Origin of the sequence: Actinoplanes sp. KI2 (genome assembly GCF_025630775.1) — a bacterium.
Classification (GTDB): Bacteria; Actinomycetota; Actinomycetes; order Mycobacteriales; family Micromonosporaceae; genus Actinoplanes.
This window is the reverse complement of record NZ_JAOSZE010000029.1, coordinates 17,685-38,265: the sequence shown is the minus strand read 5'-3', so window position 1 is coordinate 38,265 and position 20,581 is coordinate 17,685. Positions and strand designations below refer to the sequence as shown.

The window sequence follows — 20,581 nt, the reverse complement described above, 5'->3', positions numbered from 1 at the left end:
GGACGCTCACCGAACCCGGGTCGTCGAGGCCGATCAGTCCTCGACGCGGAATCCGATCTTCACGCGGACCTGGAAGTACGCGACGTTCCCGTCGACCACCTGGCCGCGGACCTCCTGCGCTTCGAACCATTCGATATTGCGTACGGTTTGGGCCGCCTTGCGAACGGCGGTGCGGATCGCGTCGTCGACGCTGGTGGAGCTGCTTCCCACGACCTCGGTCAGCCGGTACACGTGATTGCTCATGTCCCCACTCAACCAGACCGGCGCGGGCCTGTCGCTCGATCCGTGGCTGGCAGGTGATCGATATTGTTCCTGGACGTGGGCAGATTCGCGAAGGTCGCCGTGTGGCTTGTTGTCATCGTCGTGGTGCTCGGCGCGCTGACCTGGGGCGGTGTCGTGGTCTACCGGCATCGGGTCTACGGCACGGTGTACAGCGAGTCGCAGACCAGCGTCACGGTCGGCAAGGGCGACCGGTTCTCCCTCGCGGTGCCCGACCGCGGCGCCTCGGTCGGCGACTTCTGGACCGCGCAGGTCGCCCCGGACGGTCTGCTCGGCGACCAGGGCAAACGCACCCGGCACAAGGCGCTGCTCGACCGGGTGCGCGATCCGCTGCTCGGCGGCGGGCAGGGCACAACCTTCTTCACGTACGACGCGACCGCCACCGGCACGGCGAAGGTCACCCTGTCCAACTGCTTCCAGGGCTGCAGCAGCCCGGCATCCCAGGCAGCCTCGCGCAGCGTGACCTGGACGATCACCGTGACGTGAGCCGGCGCGCCTCGATGATCGTGGCCACCCCGTCCAGCCACCGGGCAAGCCGCTCATCGACCTGCGGAAGACCCCCGACCGGCGCAACACCGCCGGCCTGCGGAAGTCCCCCGAGCTGCTGCAGCCAGGGCCGCACCAGCTCGGTCTGCTCGGGCGTGGGCAGCGGCTCGGCCAGCTCCGCCGCGTACGCGACCCCGCCCCGGCGCACGATCTCGGCCAGGAAGGTGAGCGAGCGCGGGATCACGCCGGCCCGGTCCGCCTGCAGCGCGGCCGGCACCAGCGCCTCGGTGAACCGGCCCCCGGCCAGCAGCGCCGCCACGTCGAAGCCGATCGCCTCGTCATCCGTACGGATGTGCATCACTTCACCCCCTGCGGCAGGCGCACCGACACCGGCGTGCCGGGCAGGCCTGGGGTGCCCTCGGCGATGTCCCCACGGCCGAACGAATCCTCGCTGACCCAGTAGGTGTAACCCCACGGGTTGTAGATCTCGAGCTGGTCGCCGGCATGCCCGATGATCATCATCTGGTGGCCCTCGCCGCCGCCTCGCGTCGAGATCGGCACCGGGTAGCCGTCGTCGACCGCCTTCTCGATCTGCGGAATCGTGCCGGACCGGGCGTCCGCGTCGGCCATGTCGACGTTCGCGTACGACGCGCCGGTGTGCGCGCCGATCTGCTCGTTCGCGATCGTGGTCGACTGGTCGTCGCTCATCCCGTCGATGCCCACCAGCGGCAGCTTGTCCATCCAGTCGCGGCCGTTGTCGTACACCGAGGTCTGCTCGGCGAGCAGCCGTTTCGCGAACGCGTCGCCGTTGTCGAAGGCCGGGTCGCCGGGGTGGCCGCCGGTGGTCAGCTCCAGCGCGTACAGCGGGTCGACCGCCGCGCGGGCGGCCACCGTCGACGAGGCCACGCAGGTCGGGTGCGGGCCCTGCGTCCAGTCCTGGCCCTCGAAGTTGTTCGGCTGGTGGTTGTACCAGACGCCCCGGCCGGAGGAGTCCATGGCCAGCGGGTTCAGGTGCTGGGCCAGCCAGGCCGGGTCGTCGCCGTGCGCTGCGATCATCGAGTCGAACCTGGTCACGTCGTCGAGCGAGTACCCGGCGGCCAGCGCCTTCAGCAGGTACGCGCGCTGCTCCGGCGAGGCCGCGCCGGCCAGCAGGCTCATCATCGCCTGCCGGTCGGCGTCGCCGAGCCCGCTCAGCGCCGCGGCCGCACGATCCTCCTCGGCCGGGGTGAGGATGCCGTTGTCGGCGGTGGCAACGCTGTTGCCCGCCTCGGCCAGCACCACGTCGTCGAGCGCGCTCATCGGCGAGCCCCGCAGCCGCCGGGCGCGCAGGCCGGCCGCCTGGTCGCCGAGGAGCGAGGCGAGCTGCCGCCCGGCGTCCCGCACGCCCTCGTGCGTGCCGACCCGCCCGTCGATCGCCTGCATGGCGACGGCGTGCAGCTCGGCCATCCGCCGGCTGTCGTACTCGGACAGGTCCGGCAGGAAGCCCCAGGCCGTCATCTTCCCGGCCTGGCCGGCGACGTCGTTCAGCTGGTCGATGCACTCGGCGTCGGCCGGTCTCGCCCGCTCCAGGCACTCGGCGTAGCGCCGGAGGTGGTCGGGCATCTGCTCCATCGGCGCGGTCAGGTGGTGGATGTCGGTGAACAGCGCGGTCACCGCCTGGGCGGCCGCGACGTGCGTGTCACCGACCCAGCTCTCGCCGACGTTCATCCGCAGGACGTCCTGGACGGCATGCCACGCCTGCATCGCGATCTCGTGCGTCTTGCCGACGTTCGCCGCGATGTCGTGGACCGTGCCGGAGTCGCCGCCGAAGCCGCCGACCGCCGCGCCCGCGGCACAGCCGGCGGCCAGCTCGTCGGTGCCCCACATCCCGTACGCGGCGTGGATGTTCTTCTGCTCGTGCCGCAGCCGCTCGATGTTGTCGTCGCTCACGGCTGCCCCGCGACCCGCCGAGCCGACCGCCGGTCCGAGGCGTCGTAGTCGTTCGCGGTCTGCTCGAGGGCGTCGGCCAGTTGGCGGGCGGCCTCCTCCAGGATGCGGAGCTCCTGCTCCATCGCCGAGGCGTACGCGCGATACGCGGCGGCCGTCGTGTACGTGTCGAAGGCCTGCTCGACGCCGTACCGCTTCTCGGGCACCTGGATCTGCAGCGCGGCCTTGCGAAGCTGCTCGGCGGCCCGGTCCCGCAGTTGCCGCGCCGCCGCCCGCAACTCGTCCGATCTGACCTGCACCGTCATCCATGCCCCCCGTCGACGTAGTGCCCAGGATCGTAGCGTTGCCGGTCCCGTCACAGCGGCGACGGCTTCCTAGGAGGCTAGGCAATTCACCTCGCCCCGGTGGCCCGCCCCGGTGGCCCGCCCCGGTGGCCCGCCCCGGTGGCCCGCCCCGGCGCCTCGCCCCCGGCGGGCGAGGTGTCACGAGGCTCACGGCCCGATCCCGCTGCCATCGGGCAAATCGGTCTGATATCCACAGTGGTATGGAACTAGGGGTCGCACTGCCGACATCGGGGGCGCTTGCGTCCGTAGCCAACATCAAGCGGGTCGCCCAGGAGGCCGAGCGCCTCGAGTACGCCGCCCTCTGGACATACGAGCGCCTCCTGCGCCCGCTCGCCAAGATCCTGCCCGGCCCGGACGGCGAGCTCCAGCGCCTCCCGGCCGACTACCGCGAGACGTACGAGCCGCTCGAGACCCTCTCCTTCGTCGCCGCCCTCACCGAGCGGATCCGGCTGGGCACCAGCATCGTCGACGCGCTGTTCCACGCTCCGGTCGTGCTCGCCCGGCGGTTCGCGACGCTCGACCAGCTCAGCGGCGGCCGGGTGATCGCCGGGATCGGGCAGGGCTGGATGCCGCAGGAGTTCGCCACCGTGAACGTGCCGCTCAAGCGCCGCGGCGCCGGCTTCGACGAGCACGTGGCCGCGATGCGGGCCTGCTGGGGGCCCGACCCGGTCGAGTACCACGGGCGGTTCTACGAGATCGAGGCATCCGAGCTGAACCCCAAACCGGTCCAGAGCCACGTGCCGATCATCGTGGGCACCAACGGTGAGCCCGGCATCCGGCGCGCCGCGCGCATCGCCGACGGGATCAACCCCAATGCTTTCTCGTACGAGCAGGTGGCCGCCGCCGTCGACACGTTCCGGACGGCCGCCGCCGAGCTGGGCCGGGACGCCGCGTCGTTGCCGGTCATCGTCCGCGCGAACGTGCCGATCGTCGGCAACGCGCTCGGCGAGGGCCGGCCGCTGCTGGGCGGCTCCCCCGGCGAGATCGCCGACGACCTGAAGCGGCTCGGCGAGGCCGGCGTCGACCACGTGCTGTTCTACAACACCGCCCCGGACGGCATCGACAGTCACCTGCGCCTGATGGCCGACCTCCGAAGCCGGGTCGGGTAAGGAAAACCCTACGGCGGCCCGACCAGGGTCAGCACCGACTCGAGCGGGTCGAAGCCCTCCGGGAGCCCGGGCGTCCGCCACGACCCGGCGGGCGCCGACGGCGGCAGCCACTCCGGGCGGAAGATGCCGATCGCCAGGTCCAGGTCGTCCAGGTGTTTGCGCAGCTCCTCGCCGATCGGGGTGCGCAGGTGCTCGGCCCACAGCCGTACCCGCAGATCGCGCACCTCGTCGCCGAGGGTGACCAGCGCCGCGGTCAGCTCGGTGTCCACGCCGACCATCGAGCGGCTGAAGAAGTTGGCCGAGCCGACGGCGGCGAACTGGTCGTCCACGATCACGATCTTGGTGTGCACGGTGAGGTGCTCGACCCGCCAGAGGCCGACGTTGCGGCGCAGGTGCTGCGGCAGCGGGTCGATGATCTTCCGCTGGAGGTCGGCGTTCACGGTGCCGTTGATCAGCGGCGAGGACTCGGCCGGGTCGCGGGAGCCGGAGCCGACCAGGATCACCTTCACCCCGCGGGCGGCCGCCGCGCGCAGGTGCGGGTACAGCTCGAAGCGGTGGTCGCCGCCGGGGTACTCGCGGAAGTACTGGTCCTCGATGTACACGTAGCGGCGGGCGGCGTTGATCGCCTGCACCAGGGTCAGATAGATCTCCTGTACGCCGCCCGGCGCCACGTCGCTGTAGTGCCGCCGCTCCCAGGGCAGCAGCGAGTCGATGTACCACGGCCCGACCGACCGCAGGATCTGGCAGGCCGAGCCGGTCGCCGGCTGCGCGGTCTGCGGCGGGGGCGAGGGGATCTCGCCGGGCATGTCGCCGGGGTTGAGCAGCGGCAGGCCCTTGACGGTCGGCCAGAAGTACCGCTTGCGGGGCAGGTTGATCACGCCGGTCCAGCGCATCCGCAGCACCCGCCAGACGTCGGCGGCGGCCGGACCCTTGATGATCGCGCCGGCGTCGTGCCAGCCCCAGCGGCCGCCCTTCACGGTCAGCCGGCGGTGCGGCGTCTCGTCGACGCGGTTGGCGGCGTAGTCGAGGCCGCCGACGCAGGCGGTGATCTCGGTGCCGCGCCGGATCAGGGTGACCTTCTGGTGGTTGGAGCCGATGCCGGAGCCGGACCAGTCGAGCGCCACCCGGTTGTGCAGCGGCGGCCGCGCGCTGCGCCGGTCGCAGTCCCGGCGCCAGTGTCGCAGCCGGTGCGCCGAGGTGACGTTCTGATGAAACGGGCCGATCGTCGGGCGCGCGATGCTGCTGCTCACCACGGCGCCGGCCAGGATCACCCGGACGTCCACCCCGTCGCACGCGAGCCCGGTCAGCAGCGCGCCGAGCGGCTCATAGCCGGGCTGCCCCGCGGTCCGCCCGCTCAGGTCCATGTCCGGTTCCAGCTGCAGACCGCAGATGTACGCCGCGTCGCCCGGCCGCAGCGAGGTGAGCAGCTCGCGCATCCGCCGCATCCAGTGCCGGCCGTCGACGACGAACTCCACCGACGAGTTCTCGCGATGCGACGCGACCGCCGGCGACAGGTACCGAGCCACCAGATCGTCAAGATCTTCGAGCGAGGCCATGCTCGGACTCTATCGCCGGTCGGCGGCGCGACGGTCAGTCGAGACCGCTGATCGCGGCGACCTCGGCCGGGGTCAGCTCCAGCTCGGCGGCGGCGACGTTCTCCTCCAGGTGTGCGACCGAGCCGGTGCCCGGGATCGGCAGGATCGACGGCGAGCGGGCCAGGAGCCAGGCCAGGACGATCTGGTACGCCGTGACGCCACGCTTCTCGGCGGCCTGCTGCACGGCCGGGTTGCCCTCCAGGTTGGAGATCGGCGCCCACGGCAGGAACACGATCCGCTCCTGCTCGCACAGGTCGACCAGCGACTCGGAGTTGCGGTCGTCCACGTTGTAGCGGTTCTGGATCGACACGATCGGTGTGAGTCGCTGGGCGACCCGCAGCTGCTCCTCGGTCACGTTGGAGAGGCCGATGTGCCGGATCTTGCCCTGCTCCTTCGCCTCGACCAGCGCGCCGATCGAGTCCTCGAACGGCACCTTCGGGTCGGGCCGGTGGAACTGGTAGAGCGGGATCTGCTCCAGCCTGAGCTTGCGCAGGCTGCCGTCGAGCACCTCGCGCAGGTGCTCGGGCCGGCCGTCCGCCGGCCACGGGCCCGGTCCGGGCCGCAGCAGGCCGCCCTTGGTGGCGATGACCAGGTCGTCCGGGTACGGGTGGAGCGCCTCGGCGATCAGGATCTCGCTGACGTCCGGCCCGTACGAGTCGGCGGTGTCGATGAAGTTCACCCCGAGCTCGACCGCCCGGCGCAGGACCCGCTTGGCCTCCTCACGGTCCTTGGGCTCGCCCAGGATGTACTCCCCGGTGATCCGCATCGCGCCGAACCCGAGGCGGTTGACGGTGAGATCACCCCCGACGTCGATGGTGCCCGCGGCGGCCGCTTGTGGTGTGCTCAACGTTCCGGCTCCTCTGCTTCGCCAATCTCTGCACTCACCCCGAACCTACGCCCGCGTACAGGCGCCGGGCGGTGACCCCGAGCACCATCGGGGCGACATCGGCCGGGAGGAGGCCGGCCACCGCGCGGGCGTTGACGTCGACGCCCGGCACGCCCGGCCAGTCGGTGCCGAAGATCCAGCGGCGGGCCAGCCGGGAGAGGTCGAAGCGGGCGTAGTACTCGGGCAGGCGTTTCGGCGGCAGCCCGGACAGTTCGATCCAGACGGTGTCGTAGGTGAGCGCGAGGAAGGCGACCGCGTCGTACCACCAGCCGCGGCCGCCGTGCGCCAGGATCACGTTCAGCCCGGGGAAGGTGCGGATCACCGGCAGCAGGAACCGCGGGTCGGCGTTCTCGTTGGCCGAGCCGGGAAACGTGCTGGTCCCGCAGTGCACCACCAGCGGCGCCCGGCGCTCCTCCAGCACCTGGTACGCCGGGTAGAGGGCGGGGTCGTCGCAGCGGAAACCGCCGTGCACCGGGTGCAGCTTGAGCCCGGCCGCGCCCAGGTCGAGCTGGCGGCGCAGCTCGTCCGCGATCGGATGATGCAGGTGCGGGTTCACGTTGCCCATCGGCCGGAACCGCACGGGGTTGTGCGAGACGATCGGCAGCAGGTCGTCAAAGCTCTGGATCCCGGTCGCCTTGGGGCTGTATTCGCAGAACAGCACCGCATGGTCCACGCCCTGCGCCGCGAACAGCTCGTCGAGCCGGGCCGGCCGCGGCACACCGCCGGCATCCCAGACGTCCGAAAGCAGCCCGGCAGGGCCGAACCGGCGCGCCCAGTCGAGCCAGGCCGGCTTGACCGTGCCCAGCACCGGGACGTGCACGTGCGCGTCGACCAGCGTCATCCCGTCGATCACGAGGCGAGCCCCGCGACCAGCTCGCGCACCCGGTACCGCTGCATCTTGCCGGTCGCCGTCTTCGGCAGCTCGCCGACGAAGACGACCTGCCGCGGCCGTTTGAACGCCGCGAGGCCGTCGCGGCACCAGCGGATCAGCTCGTCCTCGGTCACCGCGTCGCGGGCCACGACCGCGGCGACCGGCTTGTCGATGCCGTCGGCGTCGGGCAGCCCGACCACGGCCGCCTCGGCGACCGCGGGATGCTCCAGCAGCCGGGCCTCGACCTCGGCCGGCGAGACCCAGATGCCGCCCGCCTTGAGCAGGTCGTTGCTGCGGCCCAGGCAGGTGTAGTGGCCGGTCGGCGTGCGCAGGTAGGTGTCGCCGGTGCTCAGCCACTCCCCGGCGAACACGGTGCGGCTCGCGGCGACGCGGCGCCAGTAGCCGAGCGCGATGGACTCGCCGCGGACGTACAGCGAGCCGGGTTCGCCGTCGGCGACCGGGTTGCCGTCGAGGTCGCGCAGCTCGATGGCGTAGCCCGGCACCGCGACGCCGGTGGTGCCGGGCCGGATGTCGCCGGGCCGGTTGGACATGAAGATGTGCAGCGCCTCGGTGGAGCCGATGCCGTCGATGATGTCGACGCCGAACCGGTCGGTGAACCGCCGCAGCAGCGCGGCGGGCAGCGGCTCGCCGGCGGAGACGCCGAGTCGCACCGAGTCGAAGGCGTCCTTGGGCAGGTCGCTGTTGGCAGGGCCGCGTAGAAGGTGGGCACGGCGAAGAACAGGCTGGGCCGCCGGGCGTCGAGCACCTCGCCGACCAGCGCCGGGGTGGGCCGCCGGGGTTCGAGCACCACGCTCGCGCCGACCGCGAGCGGGAAGAACATCGAGTTGCCGATGCCGTAGGCGAAGAACAGCTTCGCCACCGAGAAGCACGAGTCGTCCGGGCCGATTCCCAAAACCCTGCTCGCGTACGTCCGGCAGACGTGCCGGATGTTGGCGTGCCGGTGCATCGCGCCCTTGGGCTTGCCGGTGGTGCCCGACGTGTAGAGCCACAGGGCCCAGTCGTCCTCGCCGGTACCGGCCGGCTCGCGCAGGGCGGCCGGTTGCTGCCGCCCGAGCTCGGTCAGCTCGTCCCAGGTCCGGCTGGTGACACCGTCGCCGGCCAGCGGCGCCGGGCCGTCGCAGACGAGATGACGCAGCTCCGGTGCGGCCGCCGCGGCCCGCTCGGCCTGCGCCCGGAACGCCTCGCCGGCGACCAGCACGGCGGCGCCCGAGTCGGCCACGATCTCGCCCAGCTCGGCCGGCCCGAGCATCGTGTTGATCGGCACGGCGACGAACCCGGCCGTGAACGCGCCGAGGATACCGGCGAACATCGGGAGGTCGTCGCCGGCGAGGAAGACGATGCGGTCGTCGCGGCGCAACCCGAGCGCCCGGAACGCCGCCGCCGCAATCTCGACCTCCTCGGTCAGCTCGGCGTAGGTCAGCGTCCGCGGGGCCCGGACGGCGATCCGGTCGCCGTCGCCGTTGTCGACGTGCCGGCGGGTCAGCCACCCGCCGGCATTGAACTGCGCACCGCCCATGTCACACCCGCTTCCGGTCGTAGTCGCCGGTCCGGCCGGTGCCGTAGCGGCGTAGCGCACCGTCCGGCCCGGACGCGTTCGGCCGTACGAAGATCCAGTTCTGCCACGCGGCGAGCCGCCCGAAGATCTTGGTCTCCACCGTCTCCGGGCCGGCGAACCGGTGGTTGGCCTCCATCCCGGTCAGCGCGTCCGGCGAGAGCGAGGCGCGTTCCTCCAGCGCCAGCCGCAGCTCCTCGGCGAAGTCGAGGTCGTCGAGCGCGAGGGTGACCAGGCCCAGCTGGTCGGCGTCCTTCGCCTCGAGCGGCTCGCCGGCGTGCCCGAGGGCGGCGGCGAGCCGGTCGTCGTGGCCCCAGAACCGGGAGGCGAGCCGGCTCAGCCCGTTGCCCATCGGGAACAGGCCGTCGTTCGACCGGGTGAGCCGGATCGTGGCCGGGGCGGCCTCCGGGTCGGCGTCCTCGTAGACGCCGTCGAGCATGTACTGCCGGTCGGCGGCCAGGGCGAGCTCGAGCAGCAGGCCGGCGAAGGCGGTGCCGGGGTCGATGACGGCGATGAGGCTGCGGCTGGTCACGTCGAGCCGCTTGAGGGTCCGCTTGTAGAAGTGGACGACCTCGTTGACGAACCAGTCCGCCCGCAGCGCGCGCAGTTGCTCGTCGTACGCGAGGACCACCTCGGGGTCGCCGGTCGCCCGGATCACCCAGGTGCCCAGCTCGGGCTCGTTGGTGCGCAGGTGCAGGATCAGGTCGTCGAGCGCGCGGGTCAGGGCGAGCGGCCAGTAGCCGGGGCCCTGCTCGACCGGGTCGGCCGGCGGTGCCGCGGACGGGGCCTCGATCGTGATGTCGACCTGTCGCCGGTCGCGGTCGATCGCGGCCGACACGTACGGGTAAATGATGGTGTTGCCTTGGCGAGTGCGCTCGAGCGGGGTCAATGGCACGCCGGTCCGCGCTCGCGGCCGGGACGACGCCTCGGCCGCGAGCGAGGCGCGGCGGCGGATCTCCCGGTCCCAGGCGGTGCGCGGGACGGTGGCGTCGACCAGGCCCCACTCGACGGCGGTGGCGCCGCGGAAGCCCTCGGCCTTGGTGGCGAACAGGTCGGCGCGGTCCTTGCGCACGTGCCGCTTGTCGACCACCCGGGTCAGCCCGCCGGTGCCGGGCAGCACGCCCAGCAGCGGCACCTCGGGCAGCGAGACGGTGGACGCGCCGTCGTCGACCAGCACGATCTGGTCGCAGGCCAGGGCGATCTCGTAGCCGCCGCCGGCCGCCGTGCCGTTGAGCGCGGCGATCCACGTCTGGCCGGAGTGCTCGGTCGCGTCCTCGATGCCGTTGCGGGTCTCGTTGGTGAACTTGCAGAAGTTCACCTTCCAGGCGTGCGACGATGCGGCCAGCATCCGGATGTTGGCGCCCGCGCAGAACATCCGCTCCAGGCCGCCGGTGACCACGACGGCCCGCACCTCGGGGTGCTCGAACCGCAGCCGCTGCGCGATGTCGTACAGCTCGATGTCGACGCCGAGGTCGTAGCTGTTCATCTTCAGCTCGTAGCCGGGCACCAGCCCGCCCTGCTCGTCGACCGCGAGGGTCACGGTGGCGACCGGCCCGTCGTAGGAGACACGCCAGTGCCGGTACCGGTCCGGGCCGGTGGCGAAGTCCACAGTCGTACCCACCCCGCAATAGTCGACGTACCTCATTGGTATCGTCAAGCAGTTGTAGAACGTCTTCGTTCCGGGAGGGGCCCATTGCCCGAGCAGGCCGCCGCGCCGTCCCTGCTGCTGACCGTGCTGGGCGAGTTCGTGCACCCGCGCGGCGGCCAGGTCTGGACCGGCACCCTCGTCGAGGCGCTGGGCGCGCTCGGCATCGAGCCCAAGTCGGCCCGGCAGGCGCTGGCCCGGACCGCCGCCGACGGGCTGCTGACGTCCGAGCGGCAGGGTCGCCGGGTGCGGTGGGCCCTCACCGCCGACGGCGCGCGGCTGCTGGAGGAGGGCACGCAGCGCATCTACGGGTTCATGCGCGAGCCGCACCGGTGGGACGGGCGGTGGCTGGTGCTGACCGTGGGCGTGCCGGAGAGCCGGCGCCAGCTGCGGCACCGGCTGCGCACGAAGCTGACCTGGGCCGGGCTCGGCTCCCCCGCGCCCGGCGTGTGGGTGGTGCCGGACGCGTCGAAACAGGCCGCGGTCCGCGAGGTGGTCGCCGAGCTCGGGCTCGACGACCGGGCGTTCGCCTGGATCGGTCACTCGGCCACGATCGGCGACCCGGCCAAGGTGATCCGGGCCGCCTGGGACCTGGACGACGTCGAGAAGCGGTATCAGGAGTTCGTGGACCGCTTCCAGGCGTTGACCGCGGAGACCGACCGGGAGGCGTTCGTGCGGCAGGTGCTGCTGATCCAGGAGTGGCGCCGGTTCCCGTTCCGCGACCCGGACCTGCCGGCCGAGCTGCTCGACCACGACTGGCCCGGTCCGGCCGCGGCCGCGGTCTTCCACGACCGGCGCAACCGCTGGCACCGCCGGGCGCAGGCCGAGTGGGAGCGGATGGACGCCGCAGCGGCGGCGCGCACCTAGGGCCTGTCCTGCCGGTCACGCGGGAGCGAGGCGAGGTCCAGGTGGTGGCTGGCGTCGGCCGCGAAGCGGTCGCATCCCGGTGTTGGATGTGGCCGCTTCGCGGACGCCGTCAGGCGCCGCCTGGGCCACGCCGCAGCCCCTCGTGACCGGCAGGACAGGCCCTACACGAGGCCTTCTTCCAGCAGGTGCACGTAGTCGAACTCGACCGGCTGGTCGTTGATGCCGGTCCGGGGCGGGGCGATCCAGCCGGCGAACCTGCCGTACTCGTACTCGGGCACCATCAGCGAGGCGACCGCGGCCCGATCGGCGTCGCCGGGCAGCCAGCCGTCCACCCGCGCGTGCCAGGCCTCGTCGTCGAGCACCTCACCGGCCGGCGACACGTGGTGGCCCGCGTAGGCGCCGACCTTCCGGTTGAACCCCTCGTGCGGCAGGATCAGCCGCTCGGTCACGCCGGCCGCCTCGAGCACCTGGTTCCACCGCTTGACGCCGGCGGCGCAGTCCGCGGCGTACTCGTCGCGCAGGTCGAGGTTGAGGGCGCTGAGCAGCGGGACGGTGCGGGTGCGCAGCTCGCCGCCGTCCACGTAGGTCATCTGCCGGGTGGCGTCGATCAGCACGTGGTCGTCCTTGCGGCGGGTCTCCATCCAGCGGCCCTTGAGCCCGGCGCTGTAGTAGTTGCCGGCGTTGGTCGACTGCTCCGAGCCGAACAGGTCCATCGACACCGAGTACTGGAAGTTCAGGTACTTCTGGATGATGTCGAGCGGGATCCCCCCGTACGCAAGGATGTCTTTGGTCCGGTGTGCGGCCATCAGCTGCGCGGTGCGCTCCACCGTCCGCTGCACGCCGGTGACGCCGACGAACATGTGGTGCGCCTCTTCCTTGAGCATGAACTGGCAGGTGCGGGCGAGGGGGTCGAACGCCGACTCCTTCAGCGTGCCCAGCTGGTACTTCCCGTCCCGGTCGGTGAAGTAGGTGAACATGAAGAACTGCAGCCAGTCGGTGGTGGCCTCGTTGAAGGCGCCGAGGATCCGGGGCGCGTCGAGGTCGCCGGAGTTGCGCTTGAGCAGCTGCTCGGCCTCCTCGCGGCCCTCCCGGCCGAAGTACGCGTGCAGCAGGTAGACCATCGCCCACAGGTGCCGGCCCTCCTCGACGTTGACCTGGAACAGGTTGCGCAGGTCGTAGATGCTCGGCGCGGTGTTGCCCAGGACCCGCTGCTGCTCGACCGAGGCGGGCTCGGTGTCGCCCTGCACGACGATCAGCCGCAGCAGCGCGGCGCGGTGCTCGCCGGGCACCTCCTGCCAGGCCGGCTCGCCCTTGTGCTTGCCGAAGGTGACCACCCGGTCGGGGTCGCGCTCGGCCAGGAAGATGCCCCACCGGTACTGCTCCATCGGCACGTGCGCGAAGTGCGCCCAGCCGTCGCGGCCGACCGCGATCGCCGTCCGCAGATAGACGTCCTTGGTGGGCAGGGCCGGGCCGAGCTGCTTCCACCAGTCCAGGAACTTCGGCTGCCAGCCTTCCAGGGCCCGCTGCAGCCGCCGGTCACCGGCGAGGTCGACGTTGTTCGGGATCCGCTCGGAGTAGTCGATCCTGCTCAGCGGGCCGGTCGGGGCCGGCGCCGGGCCGGTGCGCTCGTCCGTGCTCATGGCTGCTCTCCCGTCCTCCGGAGTCCAGCAAATACTACAGCGGTGTGGAGATACGGCAATGCTCTGTAGACTGTCCGCGCGGCTCATCCGCCGCGCATGATCCCCCGCCCGGTGAGCCCGCCGACAATCGAGGCGTGGCGATCGCCGACCGGGCCAAGGGCTGGCTGCGGGGAGTCGCGCCCGACCGGCACACCGTCCGCAAGGACCTGGTGGTCGGCCTGTCGGGCGCGATCAGCGGCGTGCCCGACGGGATGGCGGCGAGCGTGCTGGCCGGCGTGAACCCGGTGTACGGGCTCTACGCCGGCGTCTTCGGCACGATCGGCGGCGGTCTCACGGCCGGCACCCGGCTCATGGTCATCTCGGCGACCAGCGCCGCGGCGGTCGCCGCCGGCTCGGCGCTGGCCGGTGTCCCGGCCGCGGATCGCCCATCGGCGCTGTTCCTGATGACCGTGCTGGCCGGGGTGCTGATGGTGCTGGCCGGGCTGGCCCGGCTCGGCCGCTACCTCCGGTTCGTGCCGCACTCCGTCATGATCGGATTCCTCTGCGGGGTGGCGGTCAACATCGTCCTCGGCCAGCTCCCGGATCTCGCGGGCGCCACCGCGAGCGGCCCGTTCGCCCTGGCCAAGGCGTGGGACCTGCTGCTGCACCCGGGCCGGGTGAACGGCGGCGCGCTGGTGGCCGGGCTGTCCGCCATCGCGGTGCTGGTGGCGTTCGCGAACACCCGGTTCGCGGCGTACTCGACGCTGGTCGCACTGATCGTGCCCAGCGTCGTCGTGGCCGTGGTCAACGCCGAATCCATCCCGGTGGCCGGCGACGCCGGCGGCATCCCGAGCGGCCTGCCGGCGCCGGCCCTGCCGCACCTGTCCGACTTCTCCCCCGGCCTGCTCGCCGGGGCGTTCGCGGTCGCGGCCGTCGTCCTGGTGCAGGGCGCCGGGGTCAGCGAGTCGGCGCCCAACCCGGACAAGACCCGAACCGACCCGAACCGCGACTTCCTGGCCCAGGGAGTCGGCAACCTGCTCGCCGGGGTGTTCCGCGGTCAGCCGGTCGGCGGCTCGGTCGGCCGTACCGCGTTGAACGTCTCGTCCGGCGCCGCGGACCGCTGGGCCGCCATCTTCTCCGGCCTGTGGATGGCCGCGCTGCTCCTGCTCTTCTCCAGGCTGGTCGGCGCGGTGGTGCTGTCGACCCTGGCCGCGGTGCTCATCGTCGCCGGGGTCCGGTCGTTCCGGGCCGCCGACGTACGGGCGATCCTGCGCACCGGCGCCATCTCGCGGATCGCGGTGGTGGTGACCTTCCTGGCCACGCTGTTCCTGCCGGTGGCCGCCGCGGTCGGGATCGGCGTGGTCCTGTCGCTGCTCATGCAGCTCAACCGGGAGGCGGGAGACCTGCGGGTGGTACGGCTGATCCCGCGCGACGACGGCGCCTTCGTCGAGCAGCCCGCGCCGGGTCGGCTGGAGTCACGCCAGGTCGTGCTGCTGGACGTGTACGGCAGCCTGTTCTACGCCGGCGCCCGCACCCTGCAGATCCGGCTGCCCGATCCGGCGGGCGCCGAGCGGCCGGTCGTGGTCCTGCGGCTGCGGGGACGGGCCATGCTCGGCTCGACGGCCTTCGCGGTCCTGGCCGACTACGCCGCCCGGCTGGCCGACGCGGGAGGCCGGCTCTACCTCACCGGCGTCGACCCGAAGGTGCTGCGTCAGCTGCACCGCAACCGGGCGGTCGACAAGGTCGACGGCGTCCAGATCTTCGAGGCGAGCGACGTGGTCGGTGAGTCGAGTCTCGAGGGTTACCACGCCGCGCAACGATGGCTGGCGACCCCCGGCTGACCTGGCCTCACTTGCAGGCGGACAACCCGTTGAGCACGCCGTTGCGGTAGGCGGCGATGCGATCGAAACCGGACGCCCCGGATCCGCTGGTGCCCCGGCCGAAGGCCAGCAGCGCGGCGACGGCCTCGTCGAGATCGCCCGGCGAGAGCTTGGTGGTCTCGGTCCGCGGATCACGGTGGAGGAGGTCGTTCGTCCAGGAGCCGTTCAGGCAGTCGACCGCGAGCTGACCGGCGCTGCCCTGCGTCGACTGGCCGCGGCGGTGCTGGACGGCCCGCGCGTACAGGTCGCCGATGACCAGCCCGACGGCATTGTCACCGAACGCCTCGTACAGCGCCTGCAGCCGCTGGTCGTCGTAGGCGATGAAGTCGCCGGTCGGGCAGTAGAACGCGGCGCCGTCGGCGATCGTGTCCGGGTCCGGGCAGGCCGGCGCCGAGCCCGAATCGAACGGCCGCACCGTCAGCGGCTTCCACTGCCGGCCGGTCAGCTGCGGATACGCCTTGGCCCAGTACGCCTCCGCGTCCTTGACGAGGGTGTCGACCGCCTGGTCGTACGGCAGGTTGCCGCCGCTCTCGGCGTCCCGCTCCTCGGTGAACGGAACCTCGGTGATCGGCAGGTTCCCCTCGTTGTAGCCGGCGCACTTGGTGGCGCCGTTCTCCACACCGTCCTGCAGCGCCCGGATCCGGTCGAAGGCGTTGCCGTGTGCCCCCTCGTTCGCCTTGGAGGTGCCCGGCTGGTCCCGCAGCTGCAGCAGGCCGGCGAGCGCGCTGTCGATCTGCGCCGGGGTGATGCCGGTGAACGAGCCGGAGTGGCCGGCCTTCGCGTCGCCGAGCCAGGCACCGGCGTAGCAGTCGGCCTGCTGCTCGAGAACCACCGTGGGCTGATCGGTCATGCCCAGCCGGTACTGCACGGCGTGCCCGTACTCGTGGGCGAAGACCAGCACGACGAGCAGCCGGCCGAACTTGCTCTGCAGCTGCGGGATCAGCTGCTCGGCGTCCCAGGCGATGAAGTCGCCGTCCGGGCAGTAGAACGCGTTGGGCTGATAGACGCCCTCCTCGCCGCCGCAGGCCGGTGGCGGGGAGCTCTGCGTGTACGGGTGGTAGCCGCCCTGGATCGGCTGGAACGGCTTGCCGCCGCTGATCGTGGGGTAGGTGGCGGTCCAGTACCGCTCGACGTCCTTGAGCGCGAGCTGGACGACCTGCGCCGGCGAGAGGGACGCCGACGGGCCGGACGTGCCGGACGGCGAGCCATGGCCGCCACCACTGCACCCGGCGAGGACGCTCAGCACGACCGCTCCGGCGGCCAGCAAGCGCGTGGCACGGTGCCCGGTCATCCGCTCACACTTTCAGCCCCGCACGGCGGCTTCTTCATCCCGTGGAGATGAGCCGATCGGCAGTCTGCGGAGCGGGGACGCGTCTGCGGCGGGACACGGCCACGCCCGCCAGGCACAGGGCGCCGCCGGCCAGGGTGAGCCAGCCGGGCACCTCGCCGAGAATGAGCCAGGACATCAGCACAACCAGGGCCGGGACCAGGTACGTGGTGGCGCCGAGCTTGCCGGCAGTGGTGCGGGCCAGCGCGTACGCCCAGGTGGTGAACGCGATCGCGGTCGGGCCGACGCCCAGGTAGAGCATGTTCAGGGTGGCCGACAGCGGCGCCTCGGCGGCCTCGTGCGCGAGCAGGCCGGCGAACGGCAGCAGGGCGATCGCAGCGACCAGCGCCGAGAAGGTGGTGATCTGCAGGGCGCTGCCGTACCTCAGCGCCGGCTTCTGCGCGACAACCCCGATCGCGTACGTGATGGCCGCGAGCACACACAGCAGCACCCCGCCCAGCGACGACCGCCCGCCGCCGGACATGGACAGCCCGACGACCGCCGTGCCGGCGAAGGACACGGCGATGCCGAGCCACAGCGAGCGGGGCGCCGCCTCGTGCAGCACCCAGGTGCTGAGCAGGGCGATCAGGATCGGTCCGACGTTCACGATCAGGGCGGCGGTGCCGGCGTCGACCAGCCGCTCGCCCCAGTTGAGGAAGACCATGTAGCCGCCGAACCAGAGCAGGCCGGAGATGAGGATGCCCGGCCACGCCCGGCGGTCGGGCCAGCCGACCCGGCGCACCAGGGCGAACGCCCCCAGCAGCACCGCCGCGGTGGCAAGCCGCCCGAAGGCGAGCGCACCCGGCGAGTAGAAGGCGCCGGCGCTGCGGATGGCCACGAACGCGGACGCCCAGAACAGCACGGTCACCCCGGCGGCGGCCAGCGCGCCGGCACTCTGTCGCTCACTCACGGTTCGAACCTAGGAGCACCACCGTTCGGCGGCCACCGAAATAACGTCCGGCCGCGGGCACCACGGGTCAGCGCAGCACGAGCAGATCGAGGGCGTCGACCACCGGCCCGGTCGCGGATTCGGCAGCCTGGCGCATGCGGCGCAGGCCGGCCGCGTACGCGTCATCGTCGATCAACTGCAGCGGGGTGTGCGCCTCGCGCCGCAGGCCGGCGACCGCGTCCCGCAGGGACGACGCGGTCACCTGCGGGACCGGTGCCAAGGCCACGGTGGCGAACCCCGCGGCCGCGAACGCGCCCTCGACGTCCGCGACGCTCGGATAGCGGTCGAGGACCGCGATCGCCTCCGGGAAGTACCGGAACAGCGTGATCGCGGCATGCCGGCCGGCGAACGCGGATCGAATCAGCACCGGCCCGCCCGGCCTCAGCACCCGGCGCACCTCGCGGGCCGCTGCCGCCAGGTCGGGGATGTGGTGCACCACCGTCGACAGCCACACCGCGTCCACGCTCGCATCGTCCAGCGGGATCGCTTCGGCGCTGCCGGGCAGGGCGGGCGGCTGACCCGCACGCTCGCGCATCGCCGCGGACGGCTCCACCCCGATCACCTCGGCCCGCGGCCACCACCCCCGGAGCGCCCGCGACCAGCTGCCGGTGCCGCTGCCGAGATCGAGCAGCCGTGCGCCCGGGCCCAGGTCGACATGCTGGGCGATCGCCTCCCGCCACGCCCGGAGGGCCTCGTCACCGAGATGACGGGTCGCCCCGAACGCCGCGGCGTCCGCTTCGTCGTACGCGATGAGAGCCATGCCGCCGACCCAATCAGTTCTGCCGCCGGGACAGCAAGATTCGGGTTGGGGCCGCCGTCTCGGGGGAGGCACGCCCGTCCCAGCGGAGGCGGACGGCGGCGAGCACGAGGACCAGCGCCTCCAGCACCAGCGCGCCGACGATCGCATCGCCGATCGCGGCGCCGAAATCGGTTCCGCCGCGCCGGGCCGCGCCGAACTGGGCGACCAGGACCGCGACGCCGAAGGCGGTGCCGCTGTACTGCACGGCCTGCAACGCGCCGGACGCGGAACCGGCCAGCGTCTGCGGCACGGCACCGAGAATCGAGCTGGAGAGCGGAACGAAGGTCAGGCCGCCGCCGACGCCCAGCAGCACGAGCGGGCCGAGAACGCCGCTCAGGTAGGTGGCGCCGGAATCCAGTGTGGTCAGCCACGCCGCGCCGGACAGGAACGTGGTCGCACCGGCCAGGACGACGGCACTGGCCCGGGCGCGGGCCAGCAGCCGGGGCACGAGACGGACGGTGACGAGCATCGACCCCATGAGGGGCACGAGTGCCAGTCCGGCCGCAAGCGGTCCGAGGTGCAGCACGACCTGCAGGAACTGGGTCAGGAGGAAGAACGTCCCGAACATCGCCCCGGAGGCGAGCGCGGCCGCCAGGTATCCGGTGCCCCGCCCGCGGTCCCGCAGGAGCGCCATGGGCAGCACCGGATTGGCGGCTCTTCGCTCCACCTGGACGAACGCGGCGAGCAGGAGCACCGCGACGGTTGTCGGCGCGACCGCCGGCGCGGTCGTCCAGCCGTACTCGGCGGCATCGATGCCGAACATCAGCTGGACGGCGACGATCACCACCAGAACCATGCGGCCCCCCGTTCCGATAGACTGAACCGGAGACAGTCTCCGTGTCTGGCCGAAGAATACGGAGACAGTCTCCGTTAAGTCAAAGGAGAGGTGATGCGCGCCGACGCGCAACGCAACCGGGAGCGCCTGACCGCCGCGGCTCAGGAGGTCTTCAGCGAGCAGGGAGCGGGCGCCTCGCTCGACGAGATCGCCAAGCGGGCCGGCGTCGGCCCGGGCACCCTGTACCGCCACTTCCCCACCCGGGAGTCCCTGCAGGAGGCGGTCTACCGCGACGCGGTGGAACGGCTGTGCGCGGCCGGCGACGAGCTGCGCTCCGGCGCCGACCCGAGACAGGCCCTGGCCGAGTGGATGCGGCTCCTGCTGGCGCACATGATCACCCGGCGCGGCCTGGCCGAGGCCCTGGTGAACGCCCTGGGCAAGCAGGGCGACGTCTTCGTGGTCAGCCACCGCGACCTGCACCAGGTGGGCGGCGACCTGGTCGACCGTGCCAAGCGGGCCGGGGCGGCCCGACCGGACCTCGATCACCGTGACCTGTTGTGGATGATCCACGGCATCGCACAGTCCGGCGCCGGCGAGGACGGAGCGGCCCGTACCCAACGACTGCTGTCCATCATGATCGCCGGAAGTCTGGCATGAGCGGAAATTTCTCCGGGCGCGGATGTCGAGAAGCGCCGGCCGGCTCCGTCCCAGGCGTATGAGCGGCCGGACGGCCGGCTCGACGACACCGAATCACGGGAGCGACAACATGGAACAGCACGAGATCACCGAGGTACTGAGCCGGCCGATCAGCCGGGAGCTGCTGGCCCGCGACCTGACCCGCCTGGCGTACGTGGCCAAGGACGGCACGCCGCGCAGCATCCCGATCGCGTTCACCTGGAACGGCTCGGCGATCGTCCTCTGCACCACCAGGAACTCCCCGAAGCTGCCCTCGCTGCGGCACAACCCGGCGGTCGCGCTGACGATCGACACCGAGGTGCACCCGCCGAAGATCCTGCTCATCCGCGGGCGGGCCGAGCTGGACGACGTCGACGGCATCCCGGAGGAGTTCCTGCGGATGAACGGCACCTACCGGATGACGCCCGAGCAGCGAGTGGAGTGGGAGGCCGAGGTGCGCTCGCTCTACGACGGCATGGTCCGCATCGTCGTCACCCCGACCTGGGCGAAGCTGATCGACTTCGAGACCACTTTGCCCACCGCGGTCGAGGAGCTGGTCCGGCAGCGGGCCGACCGGCAGCGCGCCTGAGCTCAGCGGGCCGCGGTGGGGCGGCCGACGTAGCGGATCACCTCGACCGGGTCGAGGATGACCAGGCCCTCGGTGACCAGCTCGTCGAGCTGCGGCAGGAACGCGCGGATCCGGTCCTCCTGGTCCACGATGATCACCGCGAGCGGCAGGTCCTCGGAGAGCGACAGCAGCCGGCTGGTGTGGATGCGGGAGCTCGCGCCGTACCCCTCGATGCCGCGCAGCACCGAGGCGCCGGCCAGCCCGGCGTGATGGGCGCGGCTGACGATCTCGTGGTAGAGCGGCTTGTGGTGCCAGGTGTCGTCCTCGCCGAGGAAGATGGTCAGCCGGGCGGCCGGTCCTTCGATCTTCATGAGGCACTCCTCCGGGAGGTAATGCTGGTACCCCGCA

Annotated in this window: 21 protein-coding genes and 1 pseudogene; 6 read left to right on the top strand and 16 right to left on the bottom strand. The window is 72.2% G+C overall.

What is annotated here, in order from left to right; all coding sequences use genetic code 11:
* Positions 1 to 33: 33 nt before the first annotated feature.
* Entirely contained in the window at positions 34 to 243 is a 210-nt protein-coding gene (locus tag ODJ79_RS28780; protein WP_263026730.1) for a dodecin, read from the bottom strand.
* 75 nt (positions 244 to 318) lie between these two features.
* On the opposite strand from ODJ79_RS28780, the gene ODJ79_RS28775 reads away from it, so the two are divergent.
* The gene (locus tag ODJ79_RS28775; RefSeq protein WP_263026729.1) at positions 319 to 765 is read left to right on the top strand and encodes a hypothetical protein; all 447 of its coding nucleotides are present in this window, start codon (positions 319 to 321) and stop codon (positions 763 to 765) included.
* Here the strand turns inward: ODJ79_RS28775 and ODJ79_RS28770 are convergent.
* Genes ODJ79_RS28770 through ODJ79_RS28760 form a run of 3 tightly spaced genes read right to left on the bottom strand, consistent with a single transcriptional unit; the run spans position 752 to position 2,996 of the window.
* Positions 752 to 1,123, bottom strand: coding sequence for a hypothetical protein (locus tag ODJ79_RS28770; protein ID WP_263026728.1), 372 nt, complete (start codon positions 1,121 to 1,123; stop codon positions 752 to 754). The genes ODJ79_RS28775 and ODJ79_RS28770 overlap by 14 nt on opposite strands.
* Positions 1,123 to 2,694, bottom strand: a complete 1,572-nt coding sequence (locus ODJ79_RS28765) for a hypothetical protein (RefSeq protein WP_263026727.1) — start codon at positions 2,692 to 2,694, stop codon at positions 1,123 to 1,125. The genes ODJ79_RS28770 and ODJ79_RS28765 overlap by 1 nt, the downstream gene beginning before the upstream one ends.
* Entirely contained in the window at positions 2,691 to 2,996 is a 306-nt protein-coding gene (locus ODJ79_RS28760) for a type VII secretion target (RefSeq protein WP_263026726.1), read from the bottom strand. The genes ODJ79_RS28765 and ODJ79_RS28760 overlap by 4 nt, the downstream gene beginning before the upstream one ends.
* 239 nt (positions 2,997 to 3,235) lie before the next feature.
* Between ODJ79_RS28760 and ODJ79_RS28755 the strand changes: the two genes are divergently transcribed.
* On the top strand, positions 3,236 to 4,144 hold the full coding sequence (locus ODJ79_RS28755; protein ID WP_263026725.1) for a TIGR03619 family F420-dependent LLM class oxidoreductase: 909 nt from the start codon (positions 3,236 to 3,238) through the stop codon (positions 4,142 to 4,144).
* Positions 4,145 to 4,152: 8 nt separating this feature from the next.
* Here ODJ79_RS28755 and ODJ79_RS28750 read toward each other — a convergent pair whose 3' ends face one another.
* The 6 genes and pseudogenes from ODJ79_RS28750 to boxC all read right to left on the bottom strand — a co-directional run bounded on the left by ODJ79_RS28750 (position 4,153) and on the right by boxC (position 10,690).
* Positions 4,153 to 5,700: a phospholipase D-like domain-containing protein gene (locus ODJ79_RS28750; protein ID WP_263026724.1), complete on the bottom strand. Its 1,548-nt coding sequence runs from the start codon at positions 5,698 to 5,700 to the stop codon at positions 4,153 to 4,155.
* Between the two features lie 34 nt (positions 5,701 to 5,734).
* Entirely contained in the window at positions 5,735 to 6,586 is an 852-nt protein-coding gene (locus tag ODJ79_RS28745) for an aldo/keto reductase (protein WP_263026723.1), read from the bottom strand.
* Positions 6,587 to 6,620: 34 nt separating this feature from the next.
* On the bottom strand, positions 6,621 to 7,478 hold the full coding sequence (locus ODJ79_RS28740; RefSeq protein ID WP_263026722.1) for an amidohydrolase family protein: 858 nt from the start codon (positions 7,476 to 7,478) through the stop codon (positions 6,621 to 6,623).
* The gene (locus ODJ79_RS47230; RefSeq protein ID WP_411267379.1) at positions 7,475 to 7,867 is read right to left on the bottom strand and encodes an AMP-binding enzyme; all 393 of its coding nucleotides are present in this window, start codon (positions 7,865 to 7,867) and stop codon (positions 7,475 to 7,477) included. The genes ODJ79_RS28740 and ODJ79_RS47230 overlap by 4 nt, the downstream gene beginning before the upstream one ends.
* 84 nt (positions 7,868 to 7,951) lie before the next feature.
* Positions 7,952 to 9,033 (bottom strand): annotated as a pseudogene (locus ODJ79_RS28730) (AMP-binding protein); the annotation flags it as partial.
* A 1-nt stretch (position 9,034) separates the two neighbouring features.
* Positions 9,035 to 10,690: a 2,3-epoxybenzoyl-CoA dihydrolase gene (gene boxC, locus ODJ79_RS28725; RefSeq protein WP_263026721.1), complete on the bottom strand. Its 1,656-nt coding sequence runs from the start codon at positions 10,688 to 10,690 to the stop codon at positions 9,035 to 9,037.
* A gap of 72 nt (positions 10,691 to 10,762) precedes the next feature.
* On the opposite strand from boxC, the gene ODJ79_RS28720 reads away from it, so the two are divergent.
* Positions 10,763 to 11,581: a PaaX family transcriptional regulator C-terminal domain-containing protein gene (locus ODJ79_RS28720; protein ID WP_263026720.1), complete on the top strand. Its 819-nt coding sequence runs from the start codon at positions 10,763 to 10,765 to the stop codon at positions 11,579 to 11,581.
* A 161-nt stretch (positions 11,582 to 11,742) separates the two neighbouring features.
* Here ODJ79_RS28720 and boxB read toward each other — a convergent pair whose 3' ends face one another.
* The gene (gene boxB, locus ODJ79_RS28715; protein WP_263026719.1) at positions 11,743 to 13,221 is read right to left on the bottom strand and encodes a benzoyl-CoA 2,3-epoxidase subunit BoxB; all 1,479 of its coding nucleotides are present in this window, start codon (positions 13,219 to 13,221) and stop codon (positions 11,743 to 11,745) included.
* A gap of 134 nt (positions 13,222 to 13,355) precedes the next feature.
* Here boxB and ODJ79_RS28710 point away from each other — a divergent pair, with 134 nt between their 5' ends.
* Positions 13,356 to 15,041: a SulP family inorganic anion transporter gene (locus ODJ79_RS28710; RefSeq protein WP_263026718.1), complete on the top strand. Its 1,686-nt coding sequence runs from the start codon at positions 13,356 to 13,358 to the stop codon at positions 15,039 to 15,041.
* A 7-nt stretch (positions 15,042 to 15,048) separates the two neighbouring features.
* On the opposite strand, the gene ODJ79_RS28705 is transcribed toward ODJ79_RS28710, so the two are convergent.
* The 4 genes from ODJ79_RS28705 to ODJ79_RS28690 form a co-directional block, all read right to left on the bottom strand.
* The gene (locus ODJ79_RS28705) at positions 15,049 to 16,371 is read right to left on the bottom strand and encodes a neutral zinc metallopeptidase (RefSeq protein ID WP_263026717.1); all 1,323 of its coding nucleotides are present in this window, start codon (positions 16,369 to 16,371) and stop codon (positions 15,049 to 15,051) included.
* Between the two features lie 34 nt (positions 16,372 to 16,405).
* Positions 16,406 to 17,317 (bottom strand): DMT family transporter, encoded by a 912-nt coding sequence (locus tag ODJ79_RS28700; protein WP_263026716.1) that lies wholly within the window; start codon positions 17,315 to 17,317, stop codon positions 16,406 to 16,408.
* 67 nt (positions 17,318 to 17,384) lie between these two features.
* Positions 17,385 to 18,116 carry a class I SAM-dependent methyltransferase gene (locus tag ODJ79_RS28695; protein WP_263026715.1) on the bottom strand — a complete coding sequence of 244 codons (732 nt, stop codon included), beginning with the start codon at positions 18,114 to 18,116 and terminating at the stop codon, positions 17,385 to 17,387.
* A gap of 13 nt (positions 18,117 to 18,129) precedes the next feature.
* Positions 18,130 to 18,951: an MFS transporter gene (locus tag ODJ79_RS28690; protein ID WP_263026714.1), complete on the bottom strand. Its 822-nt coding sequence runs from the start codon at positions 18,949 to 18,951 to the stop codon at positions 18,130 to 18,132.
* Positions 18,952 to 19,044: 93 nt separating this feature from the next.
* On the opposite strand from ODJ79_RS28690, the gene ODJ79_RS28685 reads away from it, so the two are divergent.
* Both ODJ79_RS28685 and ODJ79_RS28680 read left to right on the top strand, forming a co-directional pair.
* Complete coding sequence (locus ODJ79_RS28685; RefSeq protein ID WP_263026713.1) at positions 19,045 to 19,587, top strand: TetR/AcrR family transcriptional regulator; 543 nt, start codon at positions 19,045 to 19,047, stop codon at positions 19,585 to 19,587.
* Positions 19,588 to 19,696: 109 nt separating this feature from the next.
* A complete protein-coding gene (locus ODJ79_RS28680; protein ID WP_263026712.1) occupies positions 19,697 to 20,194 on the top strand; it encodes a pyridoxamine 5'-phosphate oxidase family protein in 498 nt (165 codons plus the stop codon).
* 2 nt (positions 20,195 to 20,196) lie between these two features.
* Here ODJ79_RS28680 and ODJ79_RS28675 read toward each other — a convergent pair whose 3' ends face one another.
* Entirely contained in the window at positions 20,197 to 20,544 is a 348-nt protein-coding gene (locus ODJ79_RS28675) for a DUF190 domain-containing protein (RefSeq protein ID WP_263026711.1), read from the bottom strand.
* Positions 20,545 to 20,581 lie beyond the last annotated feature (37 nt).

Excerpts from the sequence above, each read along its gene's own strand:
- ODJ79_RS28675 (WP_263026711.1), bottom strand. The coding sequence starts at position 20,544 with ATGAAGATCGAAGGACCGGCCGCCCGGCTGACCATCTTCCTCGGCGAG.
- ODJ79_RS28685 (WP_263026713.1), top strand. The coding sequence starts at position 19,045 with ATGCGCGCCGACGCGCAACGCAACCGGGAGCGCCTGACCGCCGCGGCT.
- ODJ79_RS28680 (WP_263026712.1), top strand. The coding sequence starts at position 19,697 with ATGGAACAGCACGAGATCACCGAGGTACTGAGCCGGCCGATCAGCCGG.
- ODJ79_RS28770 (WP_263026728.1), bottom strand. The coding sequence starts at position 1,123 with ATGCACATCCGTACGGATGACGAGGCGATCGGCTTCGACGTGGCGGCG.
- ODJ79_RS28760 (WP_263026726.1), bottom strand. The coding sequence starts at position 2,996 with ATGACGGTGCAGGTCAGATCGGACGAGTTGCGGGCGGCGGCGCGGCAA.
- ODJ79_RS28695 (WP_263026715.1), bottom strand. The coding sequence starts at position 18,116 with ATGGCTCTCATCGCGTACGACGAAGCGGACGCCGCGGCGTTCGGGGCG.
- ODJ79_RS28750 (WP_263026724.1), bottom strand. The coding sequence starts at position 5,700 with ATGGCCTCGCTCGAAGATCTTGACGATCTGGTGGCTCGGTACCTGTCG.
- ODJ79_RS28755 (WP_263026725.1), top strand. The coding sequence starts at position 3,236 with ATGGAACTAGGGGTCGCACTGCCGACATCGGGGGCGCTTGCGTCCGTA.
- boxB (WP_263026719.1), bottom strand. The coding sequence starts at position 13,221 with ATGAGCACGGACGAGCGCACCGGCCCGGCGCCGGCCCCGACCGGCCCG.
- ODJ79_RS28705 (WP_263026717.1), bottom strand. The coding sequence starts at position 16,371 with ATGACCGGGCACCGTGCCACGCGCTTGCTGGCCGCCGGAGCGGTCGTG.
- ODJ79_RS28690 (WP_263026714.1), bottom strand. The coding sequence starts at position 18,951 with ATGGTTCTGGTGGTGATCGTCGCCGTCCAGCTGATGTTCGGCATCGAT.
- ODJ79_RS28780 (WP_263026730.1), bottom strand. The coding sequence starts at position 243 with ATGAGCAATCACGTGTACCGGCTGACCGAGGTCGTGGGAAGCAGCTCC.